Below are 21,427 nucleotides of genomic sequence, written 5' to 3'. Positions count from 1 at the left end.
ACCCGGAATCAGAGCTGAGTGATACGGCGGCCTTTGAAACGGCGTTGACGGACCTTTTTCTTGGTCCAGACGAAGGGCTCGGCTTTGTCGTTGTAGGCGTTGACGTAGGCATCGATGTGTTCCTGGAGCTGCTTGAGACTTGTGAAGGAGGTGCCGCTGAGCGATTGCCCCTGCAAGATTGAGAACCATACCTCGATCTGGTTGAGCCAGGACGCACTTGTCGGCGTGAAATGGAATTGCACGTTGGGGTGGGCCTTGAGCCAGTTCTCATTCTTCTTGTGGGTGTTGAGTTTGTCGAGGATGACGTGAAGCTTTCGGCCCGGAAAGGCCGCGGTGAGGCTGTTCATGAAATCGAGAAACTCGACACGGCGACGGCGTTTGGAATGCGTAGCGATGATCTTTCCGGTGGCGACTTCGAGCGCGGCAAACAATGTTGTGGTGCCATGCCGCTTGTAATCGTGGCTCTGGCCGGTCAAGGCGCGGCCATTGGGCAACTCAGATAGCCCTGCGCTCGCTCCAAAGCCTGGATCGAGGGCTTCTCGTCCACGCAGAGCACAATAGCCTTCGCCGGCGGGGCGACGTAAAGGCCAACGACATCGACGGCTTTGGCCGTAAAGTTCGGGTCATTGCTCTCACACCAGGACCTGCGAGCCGCGAGGTCAATCTTGTGGCTGCGCAGGAACCGCCAGACATATTGGACGTCAACCTCGCCGAGCGCTTCGGCCAGCAGAGGGCCGGTCCAGCGCGCAAATCCTTGCGGGGACGGCTTATCCAGCAGCTTCAGAATCCGCTTGTCGGTCGTCTTCGTATAGATAGGCTGCTTGCCGGGCCGCGGCTTGTCTTGCAGCCCTTCAAGGCCTTGGTCGGCATAGCGATGCCGCCAAAGGCTGACAATCCGCGGCTGGACCCCAACTTCCTTGGCGATCGACCGGGTGCTGCGCCCGTCCGCCGCCTTGCCCTTGATCAGGTTCAGGTCGGCATCACGATCGTAATAAACACGCATGGTCGTTTCCTTAATCGATGGCCAAAATCGGCCGGTTAATCAGGCATTTGGGGGAATAGGACCGCCGGTCGCCCGCGAATTTTCGGCGTTGTCTAGAGCATTTTTCGCGTCAAAGAAAACCCGTTTATGCATGGCCCGGTGCGGCATCATGCGTCCATGAACACCGGATAGAGCGAGGCCAGCAGCAGCACCGCCATGACGATGTTGAAGGCCCGCACCGCCCGGGGGGAGGTCAGGACCGGCCGCAGCGAGGTGCCGAACAGCGCCCAGGCGGTGCAGGAGAGGATGCCCAGGACGAGGCTGAGCCCGACCTGGATCATGATGTTCCAGGGATAGGCCGCGATCGCCGCATAGGCGGTGATGGTGCCGATCATTATGACCCAGCCCTTGGCGTTGACCCATTGGAACATGGCCGCGCCCCAAAACGTCATCGGGCGGCCGCGGCTTCTGTCCTCCTCCGCCGACGGCGGATCAGACATTGCGATCGCCCAGGCCAGATAGATCATGTAGGCCGCGCCTGCATGTTTCAGGATGGTCTGCAGCACGGGATAGGCGATGAAGATGGTCCCAAGCCCAAAGCCGCCCGCACCGACCATAAAGGCAAAGCCGACGGTGGTCCCCATGATGTGGGGGATGGTCGGACGGAAGCCGTAAGTGAGCCCCGACGACAGCAGCATGATGTTGTTCGGTCCCGGCGTGAAGAACATCACAGTGGCGAACATCACGAACGCGATGAACAGCGATTGCGACATGGGGGCCTCATGCGATCCTTGACAGAACTTGTTTTTCTGAAGCCTTCTTTTCAGACGTCTTCAACTCTTCTTTGCAGCCGAGGCCCTTGACGTGCTGACTGCTCGCAATCGTCTTCTGTGGAGGCAGTTCTTCCTCAGCGTGACCGAGGCTCACGCCGCTACCCACGATCGCCGCCGAAGCGAACAACACCTTCCAATAGTCGCACATTGTTTTATGCCTCCCCACCCCGAGATTGTGGTGCTTAGCTGTTTGAACCCGCCCTTTGTTGCTGGGCCAGATCGCGAACTCGCCTACCCAATGACCCTGGTCCAAGTGATCTCCTCCATTCGGCTTCAATATGAGTCCCGTTGAGCGGCGAACTGTGGTGCAACCCAGAAAGACACGGATCCGAGTTCCTTGCCAAGGCGCTCGTTCGGCCACGCGGACGCGGTCGAGCACCACAGTCGGTGGTATGATGGTCGGATGACGCTTAGTTTGCGTCGTCAGGTTTGGACGGTGCGTCTACTGTCGGAGCGCTCTCCCGCACAAGGTGATCGAGCGTTTTGTGCTTATACGTGGCGGAGCCATCGGTGAACTGAACCTCCGTCGTTACGTCCAGTTCACCATCTTCATCGAGCTTCCACGTCATCTGTGTCGTACAGTAAACATGATCCCATTTAACCTTCCAACCTCCATCATCAGCATCGCCTCCGTCATCAGCATCGGAAGGCTGCGCCTCGGCGATGCCTAAATCGCACTCCTTCGTAGGACAGTTGATCCATGCGCGAACAGAGGGGTGGTCGAGCTGCGGGCCAATATCCAGGCGGCTGATCGCTCCCTCTGGATTCGGGTTGACCCACTTACCTGCCTGATCTGGAATGGCGAAGGTGTATGGCACCGAACTTGCAGAGTTAGTCTGATCGGCAAATGCTGCCCCGACCAGCGAGAGCGTGGCAATTGCGGACAAGAGAAGCCGGCGCTTGCGCCAAGTAGTCATTTGTGTCTCCATGTGACCCGTTCTATCGGGCCAGTAAGGATTTGCACGCACTAGGCCAAATGAGCTTGAACAGAAAAATGAGCGTTTAGAAGTAGATAGAAGATGCATTGCTCACTGCTGTGCCGCAAACCCGACAGTCCCGCGTCGCCAACCCGACAATCCAGCGTCGCCAACCGCACGCGTCGGGCTACCTACGCACCGTCTTCTGATCGGAGCGCGGCTTCGTACTTTCGCAGGTGATCGCTTATTGCACCACCGACCTTAGGCCCACCAGCTTGTTAATTGGCGAGCACTGGTATCGACGACCAAGGATACCGACGTCGAGATTGGGTCGACCCGAAGACTTCCGCAATGCGCCGAGACAAGGTCGAGCTGTTGCGCTATCTGCCGCTGGCAGAAAGTGACGGGGATCTTCGGCGCAGCCTGAGGCAAGCAGCAGCCCGTCCAATTGAGGTGGGCCCTGCAAGAACGCGTTGCTTGCCCGGTCAGCAGTGGCGCTGAACGTTGCATGCTCCGCAGCGTACGACTTCCAAGATCTACCCAAGATGGTTCTGGAACGGCTAGTCTTACTGAGTCAGAGTGTCGCGGCCTTTGTCGACAGGAATCATGAGAAGACTCACTTTTCAGCATGCGGGGGCTGAGATGGGTCTGATAAATCGCTGGACGTAGCGTCGCGGATTTCGGCATAAATTGAGGGCCTTGCGAGCGTGATCGGACATGTGGGGCGAGCCAAACCGCTTCGCGACCACTGTGCCGGGCTGATGATGCCGTGCGATCGCAAGAGCGTCGAGCCGATGGCGGCGATGACGGCTCCTGAGCGGACAGCAGCGCAACATCAGGCGTTGTTGCATTTCGTCGGTCAAGGCGACTGGTCGGACCGGCAAGTGTCGGCCAAGGTCCGTGAGTTAGTGCTGCCGGAATCGAACGCCACCGAGAGATCGAAGCTTGGATCATCGATGATACGGGCTTTCCTAAGAAGGGGCGGCATTCGGTCGGGGTTGCGCGGCAATATTGCAGTCAGTTCGGCAAGCAAGACAATTGTCAGGTTGCCGTGACGCTTTCGCTAGCGAACCATCATGCGAGCTTGCCGGTCGCCTATCGGCTATATCTACCACGGGAGTGGGTGACAGACCGTGCACATCGGCGCAAAGCTGGAGGCCCCCAAGGAAATCACCTTCAAAACGAAGCGGAGCGAGAGACGATTCCCCCCTCAGAAGCAGCCTCCACCAAATCTTCAAGGAAGCTACTATTCCCGAAAATCATCGGCCGAGGGGATCCGCCCTTGCTGAACGGCACGTTCCACATTCGATTGCGACCGTTCGGAGAAAATTGAATGCCGCTCTCGTCTCTACACTATCTCGATGCCCTTGTTGCATCAGAGCCATCTCAACTCAAGTAGCTATCGAAATTTATGACGCAGTAAGACTAGCAGTCTGAAGAACTCGCTCGCCACAGAGTGGGCTTGATGATTCACTTTATCATCTCGATTCGGTGGAGGCGATCATGCGCGGCAGGTTTACGGATCAGGGCGGCCTGTTTTCGTACATCGCGCTGGATAAGGGGGTGCCAGCAAACCATCCGCTGCGGAACGTCCGGGAACTTGTCCAGGATGTTTTAAGTGATTTGTAACCGCAGCCTTGGGAGGCTCAACGCCGGCAAGGGACGCCTCCGATTCCGCCGGAGCAGTTGCTGAGCGCCTTGCTGCTGCAGGTGTTCTACGGAACGACCGATAGGTGGCCTGCGTCTTTCATCTGGACGTCCATTAGCGATAGGCGTTGGTAGTGGACCAGCCGCGCCGCGGGACTCCGGACAAAGCCCTGACAACAACAAGATGCTCGATCGCTGGTGCCGAAAATGCAAAGAAGCACTGTTCGACAGTTGTTAAGGTCTCGTCGACGTAGCACTTCATTGCTCTGATCGAGATGACAAGTGATCTAGACTTACTCATGACGGAGCGAACTATTGTCAGCGCGATTTCGCTACGGAGCTTCGGTCCTCATGACGATGCGGCCGCTCACCTTCTTGTCCTCGCCGCAGTTGAGCGGAACAAAACGCATTCCGCTTTAAGCTTGCGCTCTTCTTGATCTGCAGCAGTTACTGAAACGACGATGTCGCGTTTCCGACGTGTGTCGCAATTGCTTGACTCGCTACGCGACGCAATCGATTGCCAATTCTCCCAAGCGCGTGTCCTCACGCCTGAATCTCGCGAGCGACGCAAATGGCACAAGGCTTGCTGTCTTATCCTATGTTGTCGGAACTCATGGAGCACCGCATGTTAGATGGTAGCAGCGGCGACAGCGAAGTTAAGCTGTCCGATCGCGAAAAAGAGTGCCTGCGTTGGGCGGCAAAAGGAAAATCGTCATGGGCAATCGCACAGATACTGGAGATCAGCGAGAATACGATCAATTTTCACATTAAGAACGCTATGCGAAAGCTCGAGACGACGAGCAGGACCGTGGCCGTCCTGAAAGCAATTCGCCTCAATCTGATTTGAGGTCTTGGCATGTCTGCGGCGGTGCCAGCTCCGATGCTGAGTTATGCAACGTGTTCGGAGCGAGCAGCATTCGTGCGAGGCTCAGCTACCACGATCCGAGCGTTCCGGACGTCCTCAAATGTCCTGAGAGTGCTGCGGGGATGGCATCATACGATTCTTTGCGAATAGCTCTCCTCATCCCTGCCTAGAACTTTGACAAGGATGCTTATCGCTTGCGCCTCTTGAATCGCGAATTAGTCTGCGATCGTCTCCTTCGATATGCGGCTAATGCCCGCGATGCCTTCCTCGGCGATAATGCGGCCGCAGACGTGCCGCATTTCCGCTATTGCAGTTCGCATGGAGTGATTGGCCCAAATCATTGTGGAAAAGCCATTACTATCCTGCGAGGCGTGCAGAAGGTCACCGGCAATCGACGCTATGTTTTCGCTTGCGCCGAAGATGCACCGCTGTCCAACAGAACGCTCTGTAGTCGGCTGCGCGCTCTCGGCATCGACACCAAGACCGAACATTGCGCTCATGGTTTCCGCACGACGTTTTCGACCCTTTGCCACCACGAGGAGATCAAGGACGCCAAGGTGTGGGATGGCGATGTCATTGAACTGTAGCTGGCGCATCTCGAAAGTGATTCGGTGAAGGCGATTTATAAACGCCACGGACCGCTTGCCCTGATCGGCTCGCGCACGAAGCTGATGCAGCACTGGGCTGACCGGATCGATAGCTTTGCAGATCCAAGAAAGATTGTGCCGATCACGGCAATCCTTGAAAACTGCGCAAACTAACCTAGTTTGCGCCTTCCGTCATGTGCTCGGCTTAATGCGCGGAAGGGACATGTGATAAGCGTCGCTAGTCTAGAATGTCGAGCGCTTCCTTGTTGCGATACGTATCGAAGCCGAAGCCGAGGGAGAAATGCTCCGGTTGTTCGGCGGCAGCCTCGACGCTTACGATCTCCTTCGTCAACTCGTTCTTGAGCGGCCCCGATATGTATTGCCGTGCGGCCTCGTCGACCTTCTCGGCGAGCGCGCGTTGCTGCTGATTGATGGAGGGGAGGGCAGCAATCTCGGCTTCCAGCGGGACGTGCAAATCGGCCTTGTAGATGCCGATGTCGATATCCTCGGAGAAGCGACGGATCAGTCCATACGCCTTGCTGAGGCTTGTGCCGCCCTTGAAATACAGACCGATGGGATCATCACCCCGCCGGTTGAACAGGAAGTCGAGCACCCAGCAGACATAGAGGTCTTTCTCGATGTTCTGCGCCTGCGTTTCCAGATAGGCAGCAACCGTCTCAAAGAGAGTGCGGCGTTCGTCGGCGCTCGAGCGCAGGATTTCAATGAGCGTTTTCTGCATGGCCGCCTTTTGCGCCCTCGGGATTCGGCTCGTCGTCGCCGTGAGCCTCCGCGTGGAGTTTGCGGGTGATCGTGTCGACCAGCGGGTACATCCATGCGGGAATCGCGTGAATGTTGTCGCGTAGATCTTGTGCGATGTTTTCCCGGTTCGGATCACGCGACAGATGCCGGACGATTCCGTTCACGACCGCATCGAGGCTCGATCGCTCGTCCCGATACCATGTCAGGGCCTGGACTACGCGCATGGCAGGACGGCCGGCCCAAAATGCCGTCTTGGCCGAAATGCGCTTGAAGTCGAGCTTGTAGAAGACCGGCTTGGTCGCCTTTGGATCACCGGCGCTCGCCTCGATCTCGATCGTCCGCGGATAGGTATCGGCATAGATCGTCGACCGCGCCGGAACGGCCGTCGTCAGGCCGAGGTCGTTCGCGGCTGTGATGCCGTCGACCAGCACGCGGAGCTTGTCGCGGCGGGCGATCGCGTCGATGAACGATGCTCGCGGCGGAAACACCATCTTGCCGGTCAGCTTGCTGGTTCCCGGCTTGTCATAGAGACCGCGATACGGCCGGCGGATGTCGCCCCGCCGGGTCAGCCGCTGCAGCGCCTTCTCGACGGCGTTCGGTGTTGCGATGTCGAGAAAATCGGCCCGCGACCAGACGCCAGCGGGCGCCGACTGGGCGATCCGGTCGTGAATACGATTGAGGGTGTCGGACGTCGGATCGGGCATTTGCTACCAATTCGGTCCGAATATTGTATATAAAAATTGGTCAGTAGCAATACGGGCCGTTTTGCTGACCGAAATTGACCGAAATTTCTATCTAAAATTTGGTCAGTAAGCCCGAAAAGCCATCTTTGTTCTGCGGAACGCGGCCCGCCCCATTGAAATCCGCTACCCCTAATATATATTCCGATCGATCGGAAAGATTTATGGAGGCCGCCATGGGCGCTGCCGGGCATATGCTGAAGCCGACCGAAGCCGCCGTGGTCGCGCGCGTCGCACTTCGCGACGTCAATCGGGTTATCGACGAGCGCATCCTGCCAGAGGGCTTCTTTTCGCTTGATGACGGGCGACGCGTTGCGGCGACCGCCTGCACGCTCATCTCGTTCTACTTCGATAGCGCCAAACGTCTGACCGCCGAGGAGAGGCTGTTCGCCATCCGCGAGGTTGGGAGCCGTCTTCACCGGCTCCGCGCCCGGGCCCTGGCGTCGCTGGTCGAGGAGGATTGGACCGTGCGCGACGAATTCCTCACCATCGACCTGGCCCCCTTCGTCCGGCGGACCAAGGAGCGCCTGGAGCGTTTGTCGGCCGCCCAAGAAATGGTGGTTTCCGATCCTGAGATTCTCGGGGGCCTCTCCATTGTGCGCGGAACACGCGTTCCCGTCCATGATGTCGCTGCTTCGGTCGCGGCCGGCATTCCGATAGACCGCATCGTCGCGGCCTATCCTTCGCTAGATGCGGACAAGATCGAGCTTGCCGCGATCTATGCCGAGGCCAACCCTGCGCGGGGTCGTCCACGGACGAACGACGAACTTCCTAAGGGCGCAGTCATCGTCGCCGATCGACGAACTCCTCGCCGTAGGAAGGCTGGATGAAATTCCTGATCGATGAGTGCCTCAGCCCGGAGCTGACCAAACTCGCTCACGGCAGAGGGTATGGCGAGTCCTCGCACGTCGTATGGCTGAGATTGGCCGGCCGCAAGGACTGGGAGCTGAAGCCAAGTTCAGATAAATGCCCCTGGATCTCGCGCACCGTCATGCCGCACGCGTAGAGGCTCAGGATTTTATCGTCGAAGCCGTCGAAACGGGTCTGGGCCTTGGCGATCAAGAGCGGCTCAAAGCTGCCGGCCCGGTCGCGTGGCACAGCTATGTCGATCTCGCCGTCCTCGGTCAGGATTGTCTTCGCGCTGGTCCCGTTACGGCTGTTGCCGCTGCCGCGGCCGGCCGGGTCCCCCTTCTCGTAGCCAAGATGATCGCTCAGCTCCGCACCAAGCGCCCGTTCAATCAGCGCCTTCTTCAGCTGCTTGAAAAGCCCGTCCGCACCGGTGAGGTCTTCAGGCTTCTCATAGTTAGCAAGGAGTTGATCCAGCAGTTCAGGTGTAATCGTCGTGTCGGTCGTCATGTGAGTCTCCTTTGTAAGGTAAACTCACAGAAACCTACTTACACATTCTTTCTGACACCCTCCATGCGCCAAGCCGCCGGCCGGCCGCAAACGTTGGACGCTGACGCTGCTGGCCGACACGATCGTCAAGCTTACCGATCATGACAGCCTGTCGGGCGAGACCGTGCGTCGCCGGCTGGCCGAGAACGACCTCAAGCCATGGCGCAGGGACATGTGGTGCATCCCCCATGTCGATGGCGAATACGTCGCCCGCATGGAGGACGTGCTCGACCTCTACGCCGAGGCGCCGGATCCCGTCCGGCCGCTGGTTTGCTTCGACGAGACCCCCGTCCAGCTCATCGGCGAGGTCCGTCAGCCGATTCCAGCCGAGCCGGGACAGCGCGAGCGCTACGATTACGAGTACCGCCGCAACGGCACCGTCAATCTCTTCGTTACCTTCGACCCGCATCGTGGCTGGCGCAACGTCAAGGTTACAGACCGCCGCGCCGCCGTAGACTACGCGCACTGCATGCGTGAACTCGTCGACATCCATTATCCCGACGCCGCTTGCATCCGTGTCGTTCAGGACAATCTGTCGATTCATACCGCCGGCGCGCTGTATCAAGCATTTGCGCCTGAAGAGGCCCGCCGTATCCTGCGCCGCCTCGAATTCCACTACACCCCGAAACACGCAAGTTGGCTCAACATGGTCGAGTGCGAGATCAGCGTGCTGCATCGTCAATGTCTCGGCCGTCGCATCGACGACCCCAAAAGGCTCCGAAACGAGATCGCTGCATGGCAACGGCCGCGAAATAAAACCCGACAACGCATCAAGTGGATGTTCACAACCGACAAAGCCCGCGCCAAACTCCGCCGCGCCTATCCCAACTCCTCCAAAGAGTCAAAACCACTGTGATAAACCACTAGCACAACACGACACCGTCTGCCCCTCAATCCGGCCGCTGGTTGGCTTCTTCGATCGATGCATTCGAGAGCTTGTCGACGGCGGCAATACCGATCGCGGACAGAATGAGGACAGAGTGGATGATGGTCTGCCACATGCTCTTGTCCGACGTCTGCGCGCCCGCCTCGATGAATGTCCGCAGCAGGTGGATGGAGGAGATGCCGATGATCGCCATTGCCAGCTTGATCTTGAGCACGCTGGCATTCACGTGGCTCAGCCATTCCGGTTCGTCGGGATGTCCCTGCAGGTTGAGGCGCGAGACGAAGGTCTCGTAGCCGCCGATGATCACCATCATCAGAAGGTTCGAGATCATGACGACGTCGATCAGGCCGAGCACCTCCAGCATGATCTGGTGGTCGCTGTAGTTTAACGCATTGGCGAATAGGTGCCACAGGTCTTTGATGAACCGGACCACATAGATGCCCTGGGCGATGATCAGCCCGGCATAAAGCGGCAATTGCAGCCAGCGCGATCCGAAGATTAGCATCGGAAGCGGCCGCAGCGATCCGCTCTTGGACGGCACGGGGGCGTCGGAAGTGGCAGACATTATGAATCACCCCTGCGGAATCTGAGATTGCGGAGCGTTATATCTACGCAATCTCCTCGTGGTGGGAGGCGACAAGTGGCCGCAGCAGTTGTCGCTTAAGTGCCGTCACCGCGTCAGCTTCTTGTACTTCACGCGATGCGGGATGATCGAGTCCTGGTCGAGATGACGCATCTTGTCCTTCTGGTAATCCTGGAAGTTGCCTTCGAACCATTCGACATGGCTCTCGCCTTCGAAGGCGAGGATGTAAGTGGCGATGCGGTGTCCGAAGCGGCCTTTGGCCGCTTTAGTCTCGCGGAGTAAGGGGCTGGCTGCCTTGCTTATAGTGCGCGATGGCCACCCCGACATTGAGGTCGCTGGATGGCTTCCGGACATTCCTTGTGAGGTTGTCGACAATCTGAGACCCGGAAGTGGAGGCCGTTGCCGCACTCGCGTAGACGAAATTGCAGCGACAGCCCACTCTACCGGGATCCAAGCGCCGGGAGTGATGAGAGTGTTTCGAGGCCCGCAGAGCTGGTCTATTCCTTGCTTAGATGGTTCGGAAGTTCACGTCAACAACTTCAGTACGCCCGGATTCACACAACTTGCGGCGCCATAAGCAAGGATGTCGGCACCCGCGCCGAGATCGAGCAGACGCTGGATACCGGCCTGGACAACGTCTTTTCGGAAGAGCCTGCGGAGGCTATGGCACGCAATGCGCAGGATGCCGCGCCGAGCGTCTACACCGAATGGGGCGGCGGCGCGTCCGGTGACGAGGACTACAATCTCGAAGCCTTCGTCGCGGCGGAAATCACGCTGGCCGACCATCTCGCCGAGCAGCTCTCGGTCGCGTTCACCGCGCCGGCGCAGCGCAGGATCGGACAATATCTCATCGATCTCGTCGATGAAGCCGGCTATTTGCCGCCCGATCTGGGCCAGGCCGCCGAGCGGCTTGGTGTATCGCAGAAGGATGTCACGGGCGTCTTGGCGGTGCTGCAAAAATTCGATCCGCCCGGCGTCTGCGCACGCAATTGGAGCGAATGCCTGGCGATCCAGCTTCGTGAGCTCGATCGAGTCTTATGGCCCAGCCGGTCCAAGAACGGCATCAGCCAGCGTTCGAGTTCGTCTTCCCATCCCGCCATGGTCAGCCCTCCAAGAGCCGACCACCCATGAATCATTGAAAAATTGATTTGGGAATCTTGAGGGTTCTGTGAGGTCGCGTGGCAGGCGCGAGCCGCGCGCTCTGTCGTGCGTGCGACCTCATAGAAGCTGGATTGAACGAAGCTGCGGAGTTGTGGGCGCTATGGGAATAGTGCAGCGGGTGCGGCTGCTAGGAAGGCGCGCCTGTGGTCGCCGTGCGTCGGCGAGACATTCATCGGATGTAAGCAGCCCCATTGATCAGGCCAAGGGCGCGATCCAGGGAGGGATTTGCTGCGTTGGGAGGCGTGGCCGGACGATTGGCGGGGTGTTCGGCGACGAACGCGGCCACGGCAACCTCGGACGTTGCCACCGCGAAGGTGATCACAGAAGGGGTGGATGGTGCAGGCGCTGGTCATGACGTATCACAACGAAACGGCTGGTCGCGCGCGCAGGCTCGCGGGACGACATCGACGCGCCGCATGGTGCCGCCACAATGTGGGCAGACGGGGATCTCGCATTTGACGAGGGGAACGCCGCCGGCTTCTCGCTCGGTCGGCGCGTTGCGGACAGCAAGGAGTTGACGGCAGAGGGCGATTTTATCGTTACGTCCGCCATTGGCGAGGAAGCCATAGTGGCGGATGCGGTGGAAGCCATCCGGCAGCGTGTGCAGGAGAAAGCGACGCATGAACTCGTCGGCATCAAGCGTCATGACTTTGGTTTTGCGGTTCTGCCGATAGTCCTTCCAGGAAAAGCTCACCTTGCCATCGGCGAGCGAGATCAGCCGACTGTTGGCGATGGCGACGCGATGCGTATAGCGGCCGAGATAAGCCAGCACCTGTTCGGGCCCGCCGAATGGCGGGTGCGCAGCCGTGGAGGTTTTCAAAGCCTGATCAGAGCTTAATGCGCTATCGCCACTGGCACGCCCGTTGCTATTGAGCATACAGCAACACTAAGTGAGGGCTGAGTGCACGTACACGACGAGCGATGCTATCCACCCGTTCTTCACAGAGACAAGCGCGCATAATAAAGTCGCGTAACGTTTGGCAATAGGTTGGAGAGAAACATGGCGCTGCGCATCGCCTTCACCGTACGTCCGAAGCGACTCAATGATGTTTTGCCGAAAGTTCTCCAAGGCGTCTGGCGAACCAGCGATGAAGCGAAAGCCGCCGATGCGAAGTGGATCGAGCAAAAACCAACGCACAGCCCGCGAACTGGCGGTGACCGGACCAATCTACGCTAAGCTTCGGGGGGCGCTGGAGGCGAAGGAGTGGACAACAGCGCTCTCGGCGGTCGAAGAGGGACTCGCCTTGATGCCGCACAAAATCGACTTCCGCGCGATTCAAGCCAATCTGTTGCTTCACAAAATTCGCGACTTGCGGACCGGCTTGCCCATCATGCGCCAATTGGTTCGCGAGGCGATCGACAAAGGGTCCGAGTAATTGATGACGGTGGCTCTAAGCCAACGCTTCGATCCGGCGAATGATACCTCCCACCTCCCGCGTGCCGAACGCTTTGCGATGGGCAGGGATTTGTCTGAACACCTTCTAGCCCTGAATCCTCCGGAAGGCGACGGCTATAAGTTCCGGTCTTATGGGGCGATCGCTCAGTACTCTTGAGCGGCAACAAGGAACGCGCGATCGAGTTGATCGAACTGGCACTGGGATCGCTGGACCATCCGAAGCCCGTGCCGGACGAAGAGAGACAGCACTATGTGCGGCCGTTGTTCCAGGCCGCCAAGTACAGCACTGAGAAAGCTTTAGAGGGCTTTGTGTTTGGCCCCACAAAACAAATCTCCTGAATGCCAAAGCGCGGCCACCGGAGGAGGAAATATGCAGAAGGCGTGCAATTTGTTACCCGGTAGTTCGCCCATTTCTCTGGTGGGCCGCGGTAAGAAGAATCCATGTAGCACCGTGGCGGATCGCTTGCGTCAGGTTGGAGCGTCGAGTCCTTGCGTTGACGTTCGGCCGGGTCGCAGCAGAGCGGGTGATCTACGGTAACCTATGAGAATGTGTTCCTGCGCGGCGACCGATGGCGGATATACATTCGATACATTCTGCGATCCCGATGCGTACCGCGACAGCATCGCTGTGCAGTGATGGCGCGCAGGTGATGCGCGGGCTGGACCTGGACCATGCCCCTCGGGATTTCGCTGGATAATGTCCGATTTGGCGATAGCGCAAGCTAAACAGAGAGTCTCTGTTTGAGCAACGGGTCGACGTTTCGCTTGCGTTCAAGGTGAGTACGGCAGTACGGCATTGTGGTGGCGCGATCCAGCGCCTCGGCGTCGCTGAATGTCTGCTGGGGGAGGTGATGAGCCTTGAGATCGTGCCAGCCAACCCTGATGTCGGCCCACCTCGAGACTCACCAGTGCGACCAATCTTCCGAAAATCAATCGTTGCGTAGGTGCTCGCTGATGCGTGACCCACCCTGGCGACCACCAGCTTGTTGGTTGGGCGCATTGCGTCGCCTGAAATGTTCCTGAATGCTGGGCCATTGCCTCACGTAATTTGCTCCCCAGTGGGATGGGACTGCGGGGGCGACAATGAGGCAACTGAGCATGGCGACTCGAAGAGAGCTGACGGCCGCTGTGGAGCAGCGCTACAGAGAGGCGAGCCGCGCGGAGAAGGCGCGAATTCTCGACGAGTGTGTGGTTGTGACCGGCTTCCATCGAAAGCATGCGATGCGCCTGCTCCGAGGCGATATCGGGCAATCCTCGGTTCGGCGCACGCGTCGCCGGATTTACGAGGAAGCTGAACGAAATGCGCTGGTTGTTCTTTGGGAGGCATCGGACCGGATTTGCGGCAAGAGACTGAAAGCGCTGCTGCCGCTCCTGATCGAGTCGATGGAACGGAACGGCCACATGAGCCTGGCGCCAGAAATCCGCGCGAAGCTCCTGGTGATGAGCGCGTCGACGATCGACCGGGCGCTGGGCAAGATCCGACAGGAGGGTGGGCGCCAACGCCGGCGGCCGGTGGCGAGCGCATTGCGACGGAGCATCCCGGTACGGACGTCCGCCGATTGGAAGGATCCGGCGCCGGGCTTTGTCGACGCCGATTTGGTCGCCCACAGCGGGCCCTCGGCGCGCGGCAGCTTTATCCAGACGCTGGTGCTCACCGATATTGCGACCGGCTGGACGGAGTGTGCGCCGTTGCTGATGCGCGAGCAAAACGCTGAAAGCGTATTGCGAGCAGGCGAACATTGTCTTCACGCGTTGCCGACCCTACCGCAAGAACGACCAGGCATTTGTCGAACAGAAGAACGGAGCCGTGGTCCGACGGATGGTTGGTTATCGACGGTTTGAGGGCTCGAACCGGCTGCGTTGCTCGCAGAACTGTATCGCTCAGTGCGCCTGTTCGTGAACTTCTTCCAGCCGTCGTTCAAGCTGATCGGAAAACAGCGCGATGGCGCGCACGTCCGGAAATCTTACAGCGCGCCGACGACGCCGCATCAGCGGCTGGCAGCCGACCCACGGACCTCCGATGCGGTTCGGATCCGACTGCAGGAAATCTGCGTCAGCTTGGACCCCGTCGCGTTGCTGCGCGACATTCGGTCTGCACAGCAACGTCTGGCCGGTCTTTCCGACCTGAAGTCGGAGGGCGATTCGATTGCTGCGGCCCCGCCGATCGAATTGTTCCTCGCCAGCTTGCGAACGGCTTGGAAAGAGGGCGCATCTCGACCAACGGACCAGCCGATCGGCAAAGTGAAGCGAGGTCGTCGTCGCCCTGATCCGCTCGTTCAGGCGACACCACAGCTGCAGGAGTGGTTCAAAGCCGGACCGTGGCGAACCGGCGCCGAACTCCTGACGAGGTTACAGGCGGAATATCCGGGCGCGTACCCGGATAAGCTGCTGCGAACGCTTCAGCGCCGCCTCAAATCCTGGCGCAGCGAGCAGGCAAGCGCGCTGCTGTTTGGATCGGCGGCTCATGCGACCCGGATCGACACACCGGTTGCGCCATAACAGCGCCGGCTTTCGGCACGGGGAAGGCCGGTCGTTGCGCAACCCCGACCAGCTCCACGACCGGCCTTCCCCACATCGACCGTCGTCTTCTTGGGAGCAAAATAAATGAGGCAACGATCGTGTCCTCGGGAGCATTCTTCCATGAGGCAATACGGCTTCTCAGCCAGATTGTCGCGCAATCCCTGAGCCGGGAGCCGCAGGCACTAAGACGGTGTTCGATCGCGTTTCAGAAGACCGGCTTGCTGCGGGTGCTCAAGGCTGCCCGATTGCTCGGCGAGACGTCGCTGAAGAGCGAGGGACAGTCACAACCCGATCCTACCCCGGCCCAGCTTCTGCTGGCCGAGCAGACGATGGGTAGTTTGACGAAATTGTGCACCACCATGGATGTCTCATCCTCTCTGAAGAGGAACACGTCGGCTGATGGCAGAGCCGGCAGGATAGGGCGGAGTGCGATCTCGTCCGTCGTGAAGCGTGCGATGGACTGCGGTACCAGCGCCACTCCGAATCCCTGCGGCGATCAGCTGGGCATCGACTGGGCATCCATAACCTGTTGAGTGACTCGCGGCAGGAATCCGGCGTCGACACAGCACTTCTGAAGATACCGCGCGAAGTCCGAGCTATCCGGGTCGAGGATTATGTGATCCTCCGACGCAAGTTCCCGGAGCGCGATGCGCTTGCGCCGGGCCAACGGATGCGCTCTCGGCAGGGCGAGCACGACCTCTTCCCGCCACGCCAGCATGTTCGTGAGGCCATGCGCGGCGGGGGCAGTCCGGATGAGACTGATACTTGTGGTGTGATTGAGAAGCGCCGCGATCTGTAACGCTGGTGACTGCTCATGCACCGTCATTCTGACATCGGTGCGACCTTTCGATAGGCCGCGAGCAAGTCTGCAAGACACCAGCGGAGAATCGAGCCTGTTGCGCCCACATCGAGCGTTCCGATCAGACCGGCGCCGATCGACTGGACGCAGCTCGACCTGGTGCAGGATAGCGCGAGCCCGTTGCAGCAGTGCCTCGCCGGCCTGGGTCAGTTCGACCCTGCGGCTGGTTCTCAACAGAAGCTGGCTTGCCAATGCCGCTTCGAGCGTCTGGATGTGCTGGCTCAGCGGGGGAGTGCGACAGGTTCAGGCGCCGTGCGGCAAGCGTGAAGCTGCGCTCCTAAGCGACCGTGATGAAGTACCGGAGCTGGCGAAGATTGATGGTAAAAACCTCTAGATCGTGTCGTCGTATATATTGGACACCCGGTTCCGCATCATCAACGAATGCGCGGTGGAGCTGTTTGGGCGAGCTCAGGTCCAAAGCGCTGTGCCAGCAACTGGTCAGACAAGCGCCGGGCAGGATCACGGTCATGCAGTAAATCTGCCAGGCGGCGAAAGATCGCCAGTCAAGACAACAGTGGCGGCGCGCCGAGGCCGGCCAAGCCGCATCGATGGGAACATCAGCCAAGCGGGGAATGCGCTCAAGTCGCTCTTCTTCCAGGTTGTCATCGCACTCGGACTGGGTATTGCGGTTGGCGCGATCTACCCGGACGTCGCGCTTCAGATGGGCGACGGATTCATCAAGCTGATCAAGATGCTAGTGCCGGTGGTCGTATTCTGCGTCGTGGTCCAAGGCATCGCCGCAGCCGGCGATCTTTCGAAGGTTGGACGGGTTGGAATCCGCTCCCTGCTGTACTTCGAGGCCATCACCACCATTGCCCTGGTATTCGGTATTGCGCTTGCCTACTATTTCCAGCCGGGCGTCGGAATGCTTCAACACTAGCGGCGTCTCGGTCTCGATCCTCCATTTTGTTTTACGGGTGAGAAAAGTCATTGTTGTGCACGTTCTCAGTCTCCACTGTATAGGCCCATACCGGTGCGGTTAGGCTCCTGGACTTTTGTGTGTTGCAAGGAGGGCGCCAGTCGCTGCCTGGAGGCAAAAATGCACGCATTTGCAGTTGGATAGCGCTCACCTACCGTGACCGCTGTTGTTGCAAGCTGACATCGGAGCGTGTGCCCTCCATTCGACCTGTTCGAAACAACACAACGGCAAGCTACGCGTGACACGCACTCCGGATTTCAATGCCACGCGCGATGTCGTCCTTGGTGATCCCTGCATTGTTCGGGTTTAAACCCTCTGTCGGATGGCCTCGATGAGATGGCGGAATGAGTACATAGTCTTCCGTAGCAGCCGTCATCACTGCCGCTGATTAGGATCGCGGTCGCGCGTTCTTGGCCAACCAGAGACCGCGCCGACCTGCCCGCCGCGCGGCGCCTCCACCAAGAGCGCGCACTTCGAGGTTGGCGATCAGCGGTTAGTCCTTGGCTAACCCGTACGGGAGCGATGCTGGAGGGATCTATTTCTACTTCCACAATCGGTTCATTGGCTGCGATCATTTCGAGGTGGCGGCACCGTCAGGCTGTGAGGCCTCTACACAGCATCGCCACCCGCCGGGTCTTCGAGGCTTGAAGGTTCCTGTTTTGATCAACGCGCCCGCGCTTTGGCGCGAGGCGTAGCGGGCACCACGAAATGCATGCGATGCCGCAGCGCCAGCGGCGACCCGACAAAAACTTATCGCGGGGTGTGGACAGCGCCCCGCGAGAAGTTCGTCAGGATCATGGAGTGTAGCGTACTTCGCGCCTCAGGCGGGCAGGTGCCATTGTCCGTCGGCCCCGAGTGAGAAGCGTGATTACGCGTGCCGAGTCACCACCTTCCGGTTGAGCTATTCGGGTCCTAAGACGAGATCAGGGCCGCCATAGCTTACGAGTAGGGCATCTTGTTTGTCTCCGCTCCCTCACGCATGCTGTCTAACCGTTCGAAAACCGCGCGCTCGTCCTGGCCAAAGAAATTGATGGCGATGATCACTTCGCGCAGATGGGCTATGGTGTAGCCTTCGGTTTGATGAACCCAGCGGTCGAGCGTGGCATCATCAAGCGACGGCTCCTTGGCTTTGAAATAGGCGCGGCGGCCCTGGGCGGCCAACGGACCAACCTCTATGATGGTGTCAAAGCGAGCAGGGCGATGGACAAAGCGCCCGTCCAGACGGTCTAGCTCGTTGGTGGTCGCGACATGCAGCACCTTCCCAATCTCAGCGTTGCCATCGAGTAACGCAAGGAAGCCCTCAGCGCGGTATTTTTTCACAAGCTCGTCCAGATCCTCCATAACGGTGATCACGAGCCGCTCGGGCTCAATGGGACGCAGCAGACGGAGGCCCGCGCTAGCCACTTGCGGGTGATCGACAAGGACGACCAAGCCATTATGATCTCGGACGACAGCCTTTATCATTTGCCCGATTGCGCAGGTCTTGCCAGTACCGGGTTGCCCGTGCATGAGCAGGCCGCGCTTGTGCAAGAATTCGCGCTCGGCGTACTTCTCGCCCAGGGTCCAGAACTTCTTGACCTCGGCCGAAAGCCTCTCGACAACGGGGTCCGGCAAGTCCAACAGCCTATCCGTCACAATCGGCACCTTTTCGAGAACAAAGCCGTAGTTAGTTACGTGGCAGCGATAAGCACCTCCTGGCAATTGCTTGGTGACGTCAGAGACTGGGGAGAAGATATTGCCCCTCTGCGCCCACAGCCTGTCATTCGGATATGACTGTTGATCCATGTACTGCTCCTTGAACTCGTCCTTGCACTCGTTTATGTACTCGACGATGGGCTCGTCCATGTCATCGTCCATGTCACTGCCTCCAAGAAAGTTCGTGCAGGGTGTAGCAACTCTCGTGCCATCGCGAACAAATTCCGTGTAGACCGACCGCGATTGGGTGCCGTGGCTAGACTTATCCTCGTGATCGTGAGTTGAGATGTTCTTGCCTCCATTCAGTTCTGCGCGGGTCCAACTGTGTTCTTCGACTACATGCCCATCATTGTGTTGTGCACGTTCTCAGTCTCCACTGTATAGGCCCATACCGGTGCGGTTAGGCTCCTGGACTTTTGTGTGTTGCAAGGAGGGGGCCAGTCGCTGCCTGAACGCAAAAATGCACGCATTTGCAGTTGGATAGCGCTCCCGTTGGTGGTCGCAACGTGCAGCACGTTCGAAATCTGAGCCTGGCCATCGAGTAATCCAAGGAAGCCCTCAACGCCGTACCTTGCCACAAGCGCGTCCAGATCCTCCATGACGGTGATCACGGGCCGCTCGGGCTCAATGCGACGCAGCAGACGGAGGCCCTCGCTAGCCACTTGCGGGTGATCGATAAGGACGACCAAGCCATTATGATCTCGGACGACAGCCTCCATCATTTGCCCGATTGCGCAGGTCTTGCCAGCACGGGTTGCCCGTGCATGAGCAGGCCGCGGCCGGCATTGAAGTCCGGGCGGCCGACGACGCGGACCAGTGTTAGCGGGTCGTCGCGTCCGCTTGCGCCAACTCGTCCAGCCGCCTGATGATGTTTTCGAGCGTCTTTTGATGGCTTTCATGCGCCGATTCTGCCGAGCGGCACGAGAGCCCCAGCCGCAGCGCGTTCTCCTTCACGAGCCGATCTTCGCCGATCTCGTTGAGGATTTCGCCGAACAGATCGTACTTCGCCTGGCGGCATCATATCTTGGGATGGCGTCTTGCAGCTCCGCCAGCAGTGCCCGGATTCCGTCAGCCGCATGCTTGATGTTATCTTATTGTTCGTTCGCTTCTCCTTGATGACGTCAGCGCTTCCCGAGCGCGCGCGGTCGAGCGGCCGGTAACTCGGAATGAACATCGATCCGAAGACGCTTCATCCAAAAGCGCTCAGCGCCTTCATCCAGACCGCTGCCCAGGTCGCTGGCGGCGGCGTTTCCGAATTCCTCATCAAGCTCATTCCGATCACGGTTGTCGGGGCTTTCACCTCGGGCGATATCCTGCAGGTGCTGATCGTCTCTATCATGTTCGGCTGCGCGGCTTCCTTGTGCGGCGAGCGAGCCAAGCCAGTGGTCGAGCTCGTCGAGCGCGTGAACGAAATTGTGTTCAACATGATGAACTTCGTTGTCCGACTGGCGCCGCTCGGCGTCTTTGGCGCGATCGCGTTTACTGTCGGCAAATATGGCGTGGGCTCTCTCAAGCAGCTCGGTGGTCTCGTCGCCTTGTTCTACCTGGCGCTTACCGTATTCGTTATCGTCGTGCTCGGCGCTGTGATGCGGCTGTCCGGCTTCAGCCTGTTTGAGCTGCTGCGCTACCTGCGCGAGGAGCTGATGATTGTCCTTGGCACGGCGGCGGGAGACAGCGTTCTTCCGCAAACGATGCGAAAGCGCGAGCGGCTCGGTATCAAGAAATCGACGGTCGGACTCGTCATTCCGACCGGATACTCGTTCAATCTGGACGCGTTCTCGATCTATCTCACTCTGGCCGCGGTGTTCATCGCGCAAGCAACCAATACGCCGCTGGCGACGACTGGTCTCGCCATTCTCGGCGTCGCGCTGTTGACCTCGAAGGTGCTCACGGCGTGCCGGGCTCGGCCATCGTTGTCCTCGCGGCCACGCTCGCCGCCCCAGCCATTCCGGCTATTGGGTTGGGTACTCATCCTGTCCGTGGACTGGTCTATCGGAATCGCCCGCCCGCGGGCACATCGTGTCCTGAATGGCGAGCTCGATGCCATGAGTTCGGATCGCAAGGCCGATCTCGTCGGCGCCGAGGTGCCGGCCGCAAGCCATCAGACGACATGAAGTTCGGCTGTAGCGGCAGAGCCGCAGTCGGGAAGGAACTGAGCAATGCCAGGCCTCATGATTGAACTGTTCACAAGAGCGGCCTTTGCTCCGTTCGGCGAGGTGATTGAGGCCGAAGGCGTGAAGCCGAAGTTGATCAATGAAGGATATGCCCGGCGCTTTGACGAGCTGGCCAACATCGATGTCCTCGCCGGGGGTGGACAGATCAATATCAGTTGGTTCGTTGCTTCCGCACGGCCTGCGCCGATCGCGATCAAGCTGATCGAGCGCCATCCGCGGGGCAGCCAGCTATTCATGCCATTGAACGGAATGGCTTGGCTGGTGGTCGTGTGCTCCGACCCGCGCATTCCCTCGAGTTATCGGGCGTTTTCCGCAACGGCTCGGCAGGGCGTGAACTACGCGCGAAGCTGCTGGCATCATCCGCTTCTCGTGCTCGAGCACGCCAGTCCGTTCCTCGGCGTCGACCGGAAGGGGGAGGGAAATAATCTCGAGGAATATCGGCTCGCAGAGCCAGATTGGCTCTATCTCGCACCCGATTGCGCCTCAGCCGGGAAGTCCCGTTAGTCAAC

At 59.2% G+C, this 21,427-nt stretch carries 15 protein-coding genes and 12 pseudogenes; 13 read left to right on the top strand and 14 right to left on the bottom strand.

The window, feature by feature from the left end:
- Nucleotides 1-8: 8 nt before the first annotated feature.
- The 4 genes and pseudogenes from QA643_RS26550 to QA643_RS26535 all read right to left on the bottom strand — a co-directional run.
- A pseudogene (locus QA643_RS26550) lies at nucleotides 9-952 on the bottom strand (IS630 family transposase); the annotation flags it as partial.
- A gap of 197 nt (nucleotides 953-1,149) precedes the next feature.
- The gene (locus QA643_RS26545; RefSeq protein ID WP_283028718.1) at nucleotides 1,150-1,755 is read right to left on the bottom strand and encodes a LysE family translocator; all 606 of its coding nucleotides are present in this window, start codon (nucleotides 1,753-1,755) and stop codon (nucleotides 1,150-1,152) included.
- 7 nt (nucleotides 1,756-1,762) lie between these two features.
- Nucleotides 1,763-2,068, bottom strand: a complete 306-nt coding sequence (locus tag QA643_RS26540; RefSeq protein WP_283028717.1) for a hypothetical protein — start codon at nucleotides 2,066-2,068, stop codon at nucleotides 1,763-1,765.
- A 157-nt stretch (nucleotides 2,069-2,225) separates the two neighbouring features.
- The gene (locus QA643_RS26535; protein ID WP_283028716.1) at nucleotides 2,226-2,732 is read right to left on the bottom strand and encodes a hypothetical protein; all 507 of its coding nucleotides are present in this window, start codon (nucleotides 2,730-2,732) and stop codon (nucleotides 2,226-2,228) included.
- A 689-nt stretch (nucleotides 2,733-3,421) separates the two neighbouring features.
- Here QA643_RS26535 and QA643_RS26530 point away from each other — a divergent pair.
- Nucleotides 3,422-3,855 (top strand): annotated as a pseudogene (locus tag QA643_RS26530) (transposase); the annotation flags it as partial.
- Nucleotides 3,856-5,031: 1,176 nt separating this feature from the next.
- Nucleotides 5,032-5,226: pseudogene (locus QA643_RS26525) on the top strand (helix-turn-helix transcriptional regulator); the annotation flags it as partial.
- Nucleotides 5,227-5,492: 266 nt separating this feature from the next.
- On the opposite strand, the pseudogene QA643_RS26520 reads toward QA643_RS26525, so the two are convergent.
- Nucleotides 5,493-5,597: pseudogene (locus QA643_RS26520) on the bottom strand (phosphoenolpyruvate phosphomutase); the annotation flags it as partial.
- Between the two features lie 258 nt (nucleotides 5,598-5,855).
- Here QA643_RS26520 and QA643_RS26515 point away from each other — a divergent pair.
- A complete protein-coding gene (locus QA643_RS26515) occupies nucleotides 5,856-6,005 on the top strand; it encodes a hypothetical protein (protein ID WP_283028715.1) in 150 nt (49 codons plus the stop codon).
- Between the two features lie 70 nt (nucleotides 6,006-6,075).
- Here the strand turns inward: QA643_RS26515 and QA643_RS26510 are convergent.
- Both QA643_RS26510 and QA643_RS26505 read right to left on the bottom strand, forming a co-directional pair.
- Nucleotides 6,076-6,570: pseudogene (locus tag QA643_RS26510) on the bottom strand (nucleotidyl transferase AbiEii/AbiGii toxin family protein); the annotation flags it as partial.
- Nucleotides 6,551-7,294 carry a DUF6088 family protein gene (locus tag QA643_RS26505; protein WP_283028714.1) on the bottom strand — a complete coding sequence of 248 codons (744 nt, stop codon included), beginning with the start codon at nucleotides 7,292-7,294 and terminating at the stop codon, nucleotides 6,551-6,553. The pseudogene QA643_RS26510 and the gene QA643_RS26505, both read right to left, overlap by 20 nt.
- A 200-nt stretch (nucleotides 7,295-7,494) precedes the next feature.
- On the opposite strand from QA643_RS26505, the gene QA643_RS26500 reads away from it, so the two are divergent.
- Nucleotides 7,495-8,160, top strand: a complete 666-nt coding sequence (locus tag QA643_RS26500) for a DUF433 domain-containing protein (protein ID WP_283028713.1) — start codon at nucleotides 7,495-7,497, stop codon at nucleotides 8,158-8,160.
- 124 nt (nucleotides 8,161-8,284) lie between these two features.
- On the opposite strand, the pseudogene QA643_RS26495 reads toward QA643_RS26500, so the two are convergent.
- A pseudogene (locus tag QA643_RS26495) lies at nucleotides 8,285-8,686 on the bottom strand (transposase); the annotation flags it as partial.
- Nucleotides 8,687-8,750: 64 nt separating this feature from the next.
- Between QA643_RS26495 and QA643_RS26490 the strand changes: the two are divergent.
- A pseudogene (locus tag QA643_RS26490) lies at nucleotides 8,751-9,581 on the top strand (IS630 family transposase); the annotation flags it as partial.
- A gap of 34 nt (nucleotides 9,582-9,615) precedes the next feature.
- Here QA643_RS26490 and QA643_RS26485 read toward each other — a convergent pair.
- Complete coding sequence (locus QA643_RS26485) at nucleotides 9,616-10,176, bottom strand: TIGR00645 family protein (protein ID WP_283028712.1); 561 nt, start codon at nucleotides 10,174-10,176, stop codon at nucleotides 9,616-9,618.
- Between the two features lie 105 nt (nucleotides 10,177-10,281).
- Nucleotides 10,282-10,521 (bottom strand): hypothetical protein, encoded by a 240-nt coding sequence (locus QA643_RS26480; RefSeq protein WP_283035103.1) that lies wholly within the window; start codon nucleotides 10,519-10,521, stop codon nucleotides 10,282-10,284.
- Nucleotides 10,522-10,767: 246 nt separating this feature from the next.
- Between QA643_RS26480 and QA643_RS26475 the strand changes: the two are divergent.
- Nucleotides 10,768-11,226 (top strand): annotated as a pseudogene (locus QA643_RS26475) (RNA polymerase sigma-54 factor); the annotation flags it as partial.
- A gap of 478 nt (nucleotides 11,227-11,704) precedes the next feature.
- On the opposite strand, the pseudogene QA643_RS26470 reads toward QA643_RS26475, so the two are convergent.
- A pseudogene (locus QA643_RS26470) lies at nucleotides 11,705-12,157 on the bottom strand (transposase); the annotation flags it as partial.
- Nucleotides 12,158-12,355: 198 nt separating this feature from the next.
- Between QA643_RS26470 and QA643_RS26465 the strand changes: the two are divergent.
- The 4 genes and pseudogenes from QA643_RS26465 to QA643_RS26450 all read left to right on the top strand — a co-directional run bounded on the left by QA643_RS26465 (nucleotide 12,356) and on the right by QA643_RS26450 (nucleotide 15,250).
- On the top strand, nucleotides 12,356-12,532 hold the full coding sequence (locus QA643_RS26465; RefSeq protein WP_283028711.1) for a hypothetical protein: 177 nt from the start codon (nucleotides 12,356-12,358) through the stop codon (nucleotides 12,530-12,532).
- Nucleotides 12,510-12,731, top strand: a complete 222-nt coding sequence (locus tag QA643_RS26460; protein ID WP_283028710.1) for a hypothetical protein — start codon at nucleotides 12,510-12,512, stop codon at nucleotides 12,729-12,731. The genes QA643_RS26465 and QA643_RS26460 overlap by 23 nt, the downstream gene beginning before the upstream one ends.
- Before the next feature lie 173 nt (nucleotides 12,732-12,904).
- A complete protein-coding gene (locus QA643_RS26455) occupies nucleotides 12,905-13,090 on the top strand; it encodes a hypothetical protein (RefSeq protein WP_283028709.1) in 186 nt (61 codons plus the stop codon).
- A gap of 744 nt (nucleotides 13,091-13,834) precedes the next feature.
- Nucleotides 13,835-15,250, top strand: a pseudogene (locus QA643_RS26450) (ISNCY family transposase).
- 517 nt (nucleotides 15,251-15,767) lie between these two features.
- Here the strand turns inward: QA643_RS26450 and QA643_RS26445 are convergent.
- Nucleotides 15,768-16,097, bottom strand: coding sequence for a LysR substrate-binding domain-containing protein (locus QA643_RS26445; protein ID WP_283028708.1), 330 nt, complete (start codon nucleotides 16,095-16,097; stop codon nucleotides 15,768-15,770).
- A gap of 589 nt (nucleotides 16,098-16,686) precedes the next feature.
- Between QA643_RS26445 and QA643_RS26440 the strand changes: the two are divergent.
- Nucleotides 16,687-16,998: pseudogene (locus QA643_RS26440) on the top strand (cation:dicarboxylase symporter family transporter); the annotation flags it as partial.
- Between the two features lie 990 nt (nucleotides 16,999-17,988).
- On the opposite strand, the gene QA643_RS26435 reads toward QA643_RS26440, so the two are convergent.
- Together QA643_RS26435 and QA643_RS26430 are read right to left on the bottom strand one after the other, a co-directional pair.
- On the bottom strand, nucleotides 17,989-18,906 hold the full coding sequence (locus QA643_RS26435) for an AAA family ATPase (protein WP_283028707.1): 918 nt from the start codon (nucleotides 18,904-18,906) through the stop codon (nucleotides 17,989-17,991).
- A 657-nt stretch (nucleotides 18,907-19,563) separates the two neighbouring features.
- The gene (locus QA643_RS26430; RefSeq protein ID WP_283028706.1) at nucleotides 19,564-19,698 is read right to left on the bottom strand and encodes a hypothetical protein; all 135 of its coding nucleotides are present in this window, start codon (nucleotides 19,696-19,698) and stop codon (nucleotides 19,564-19,566) included.
- A gap of 209 nt (nucleotides 19,699-19,907) precedes the next feature.
- Between QA643_RS26430 and QA643_RS26425 the strand changes: the two are divergent.
- Nucleotides 19,908-20,858, top strand: a pseudogene (locus QA643_RS26425) (cation:dicarboxylase symporter family transporter); the annotation flags it as partial.
- Between the two features lie 57 nt (nucleotides 20,859-20,915).
- Nucleotides 20,916-21,422 carry an ureidoglycolate lyase gene (locus QA643_RS26420; RefSeq protein ID WP_283028705.1) on the top strand — a complete coding sequence of 169 codons (507 nt, stop codon included), beginning with the start codon at nucleotides 20,916-20,918 and terminating at the stop codon, nucleotides 21,420-21,422.
- Nucleotides 21,423-21,427 lie beyond the last annotated feature (5 nt).

The organism is Bradyrhizobium sp. CB3481 (assembly GCF_029714305.1).
Lineage (GTDB): Bacteria > Pseudomonadota > Alphaproteobacteria > Rhizobiales > Xanthobacteraceae > Bradyrhizobium.
The sequence above is the reverse complement of the archived record's forward strand: the minus strand, read 5'-3'. Positions and strand labels throughout refer to the sequence as shown.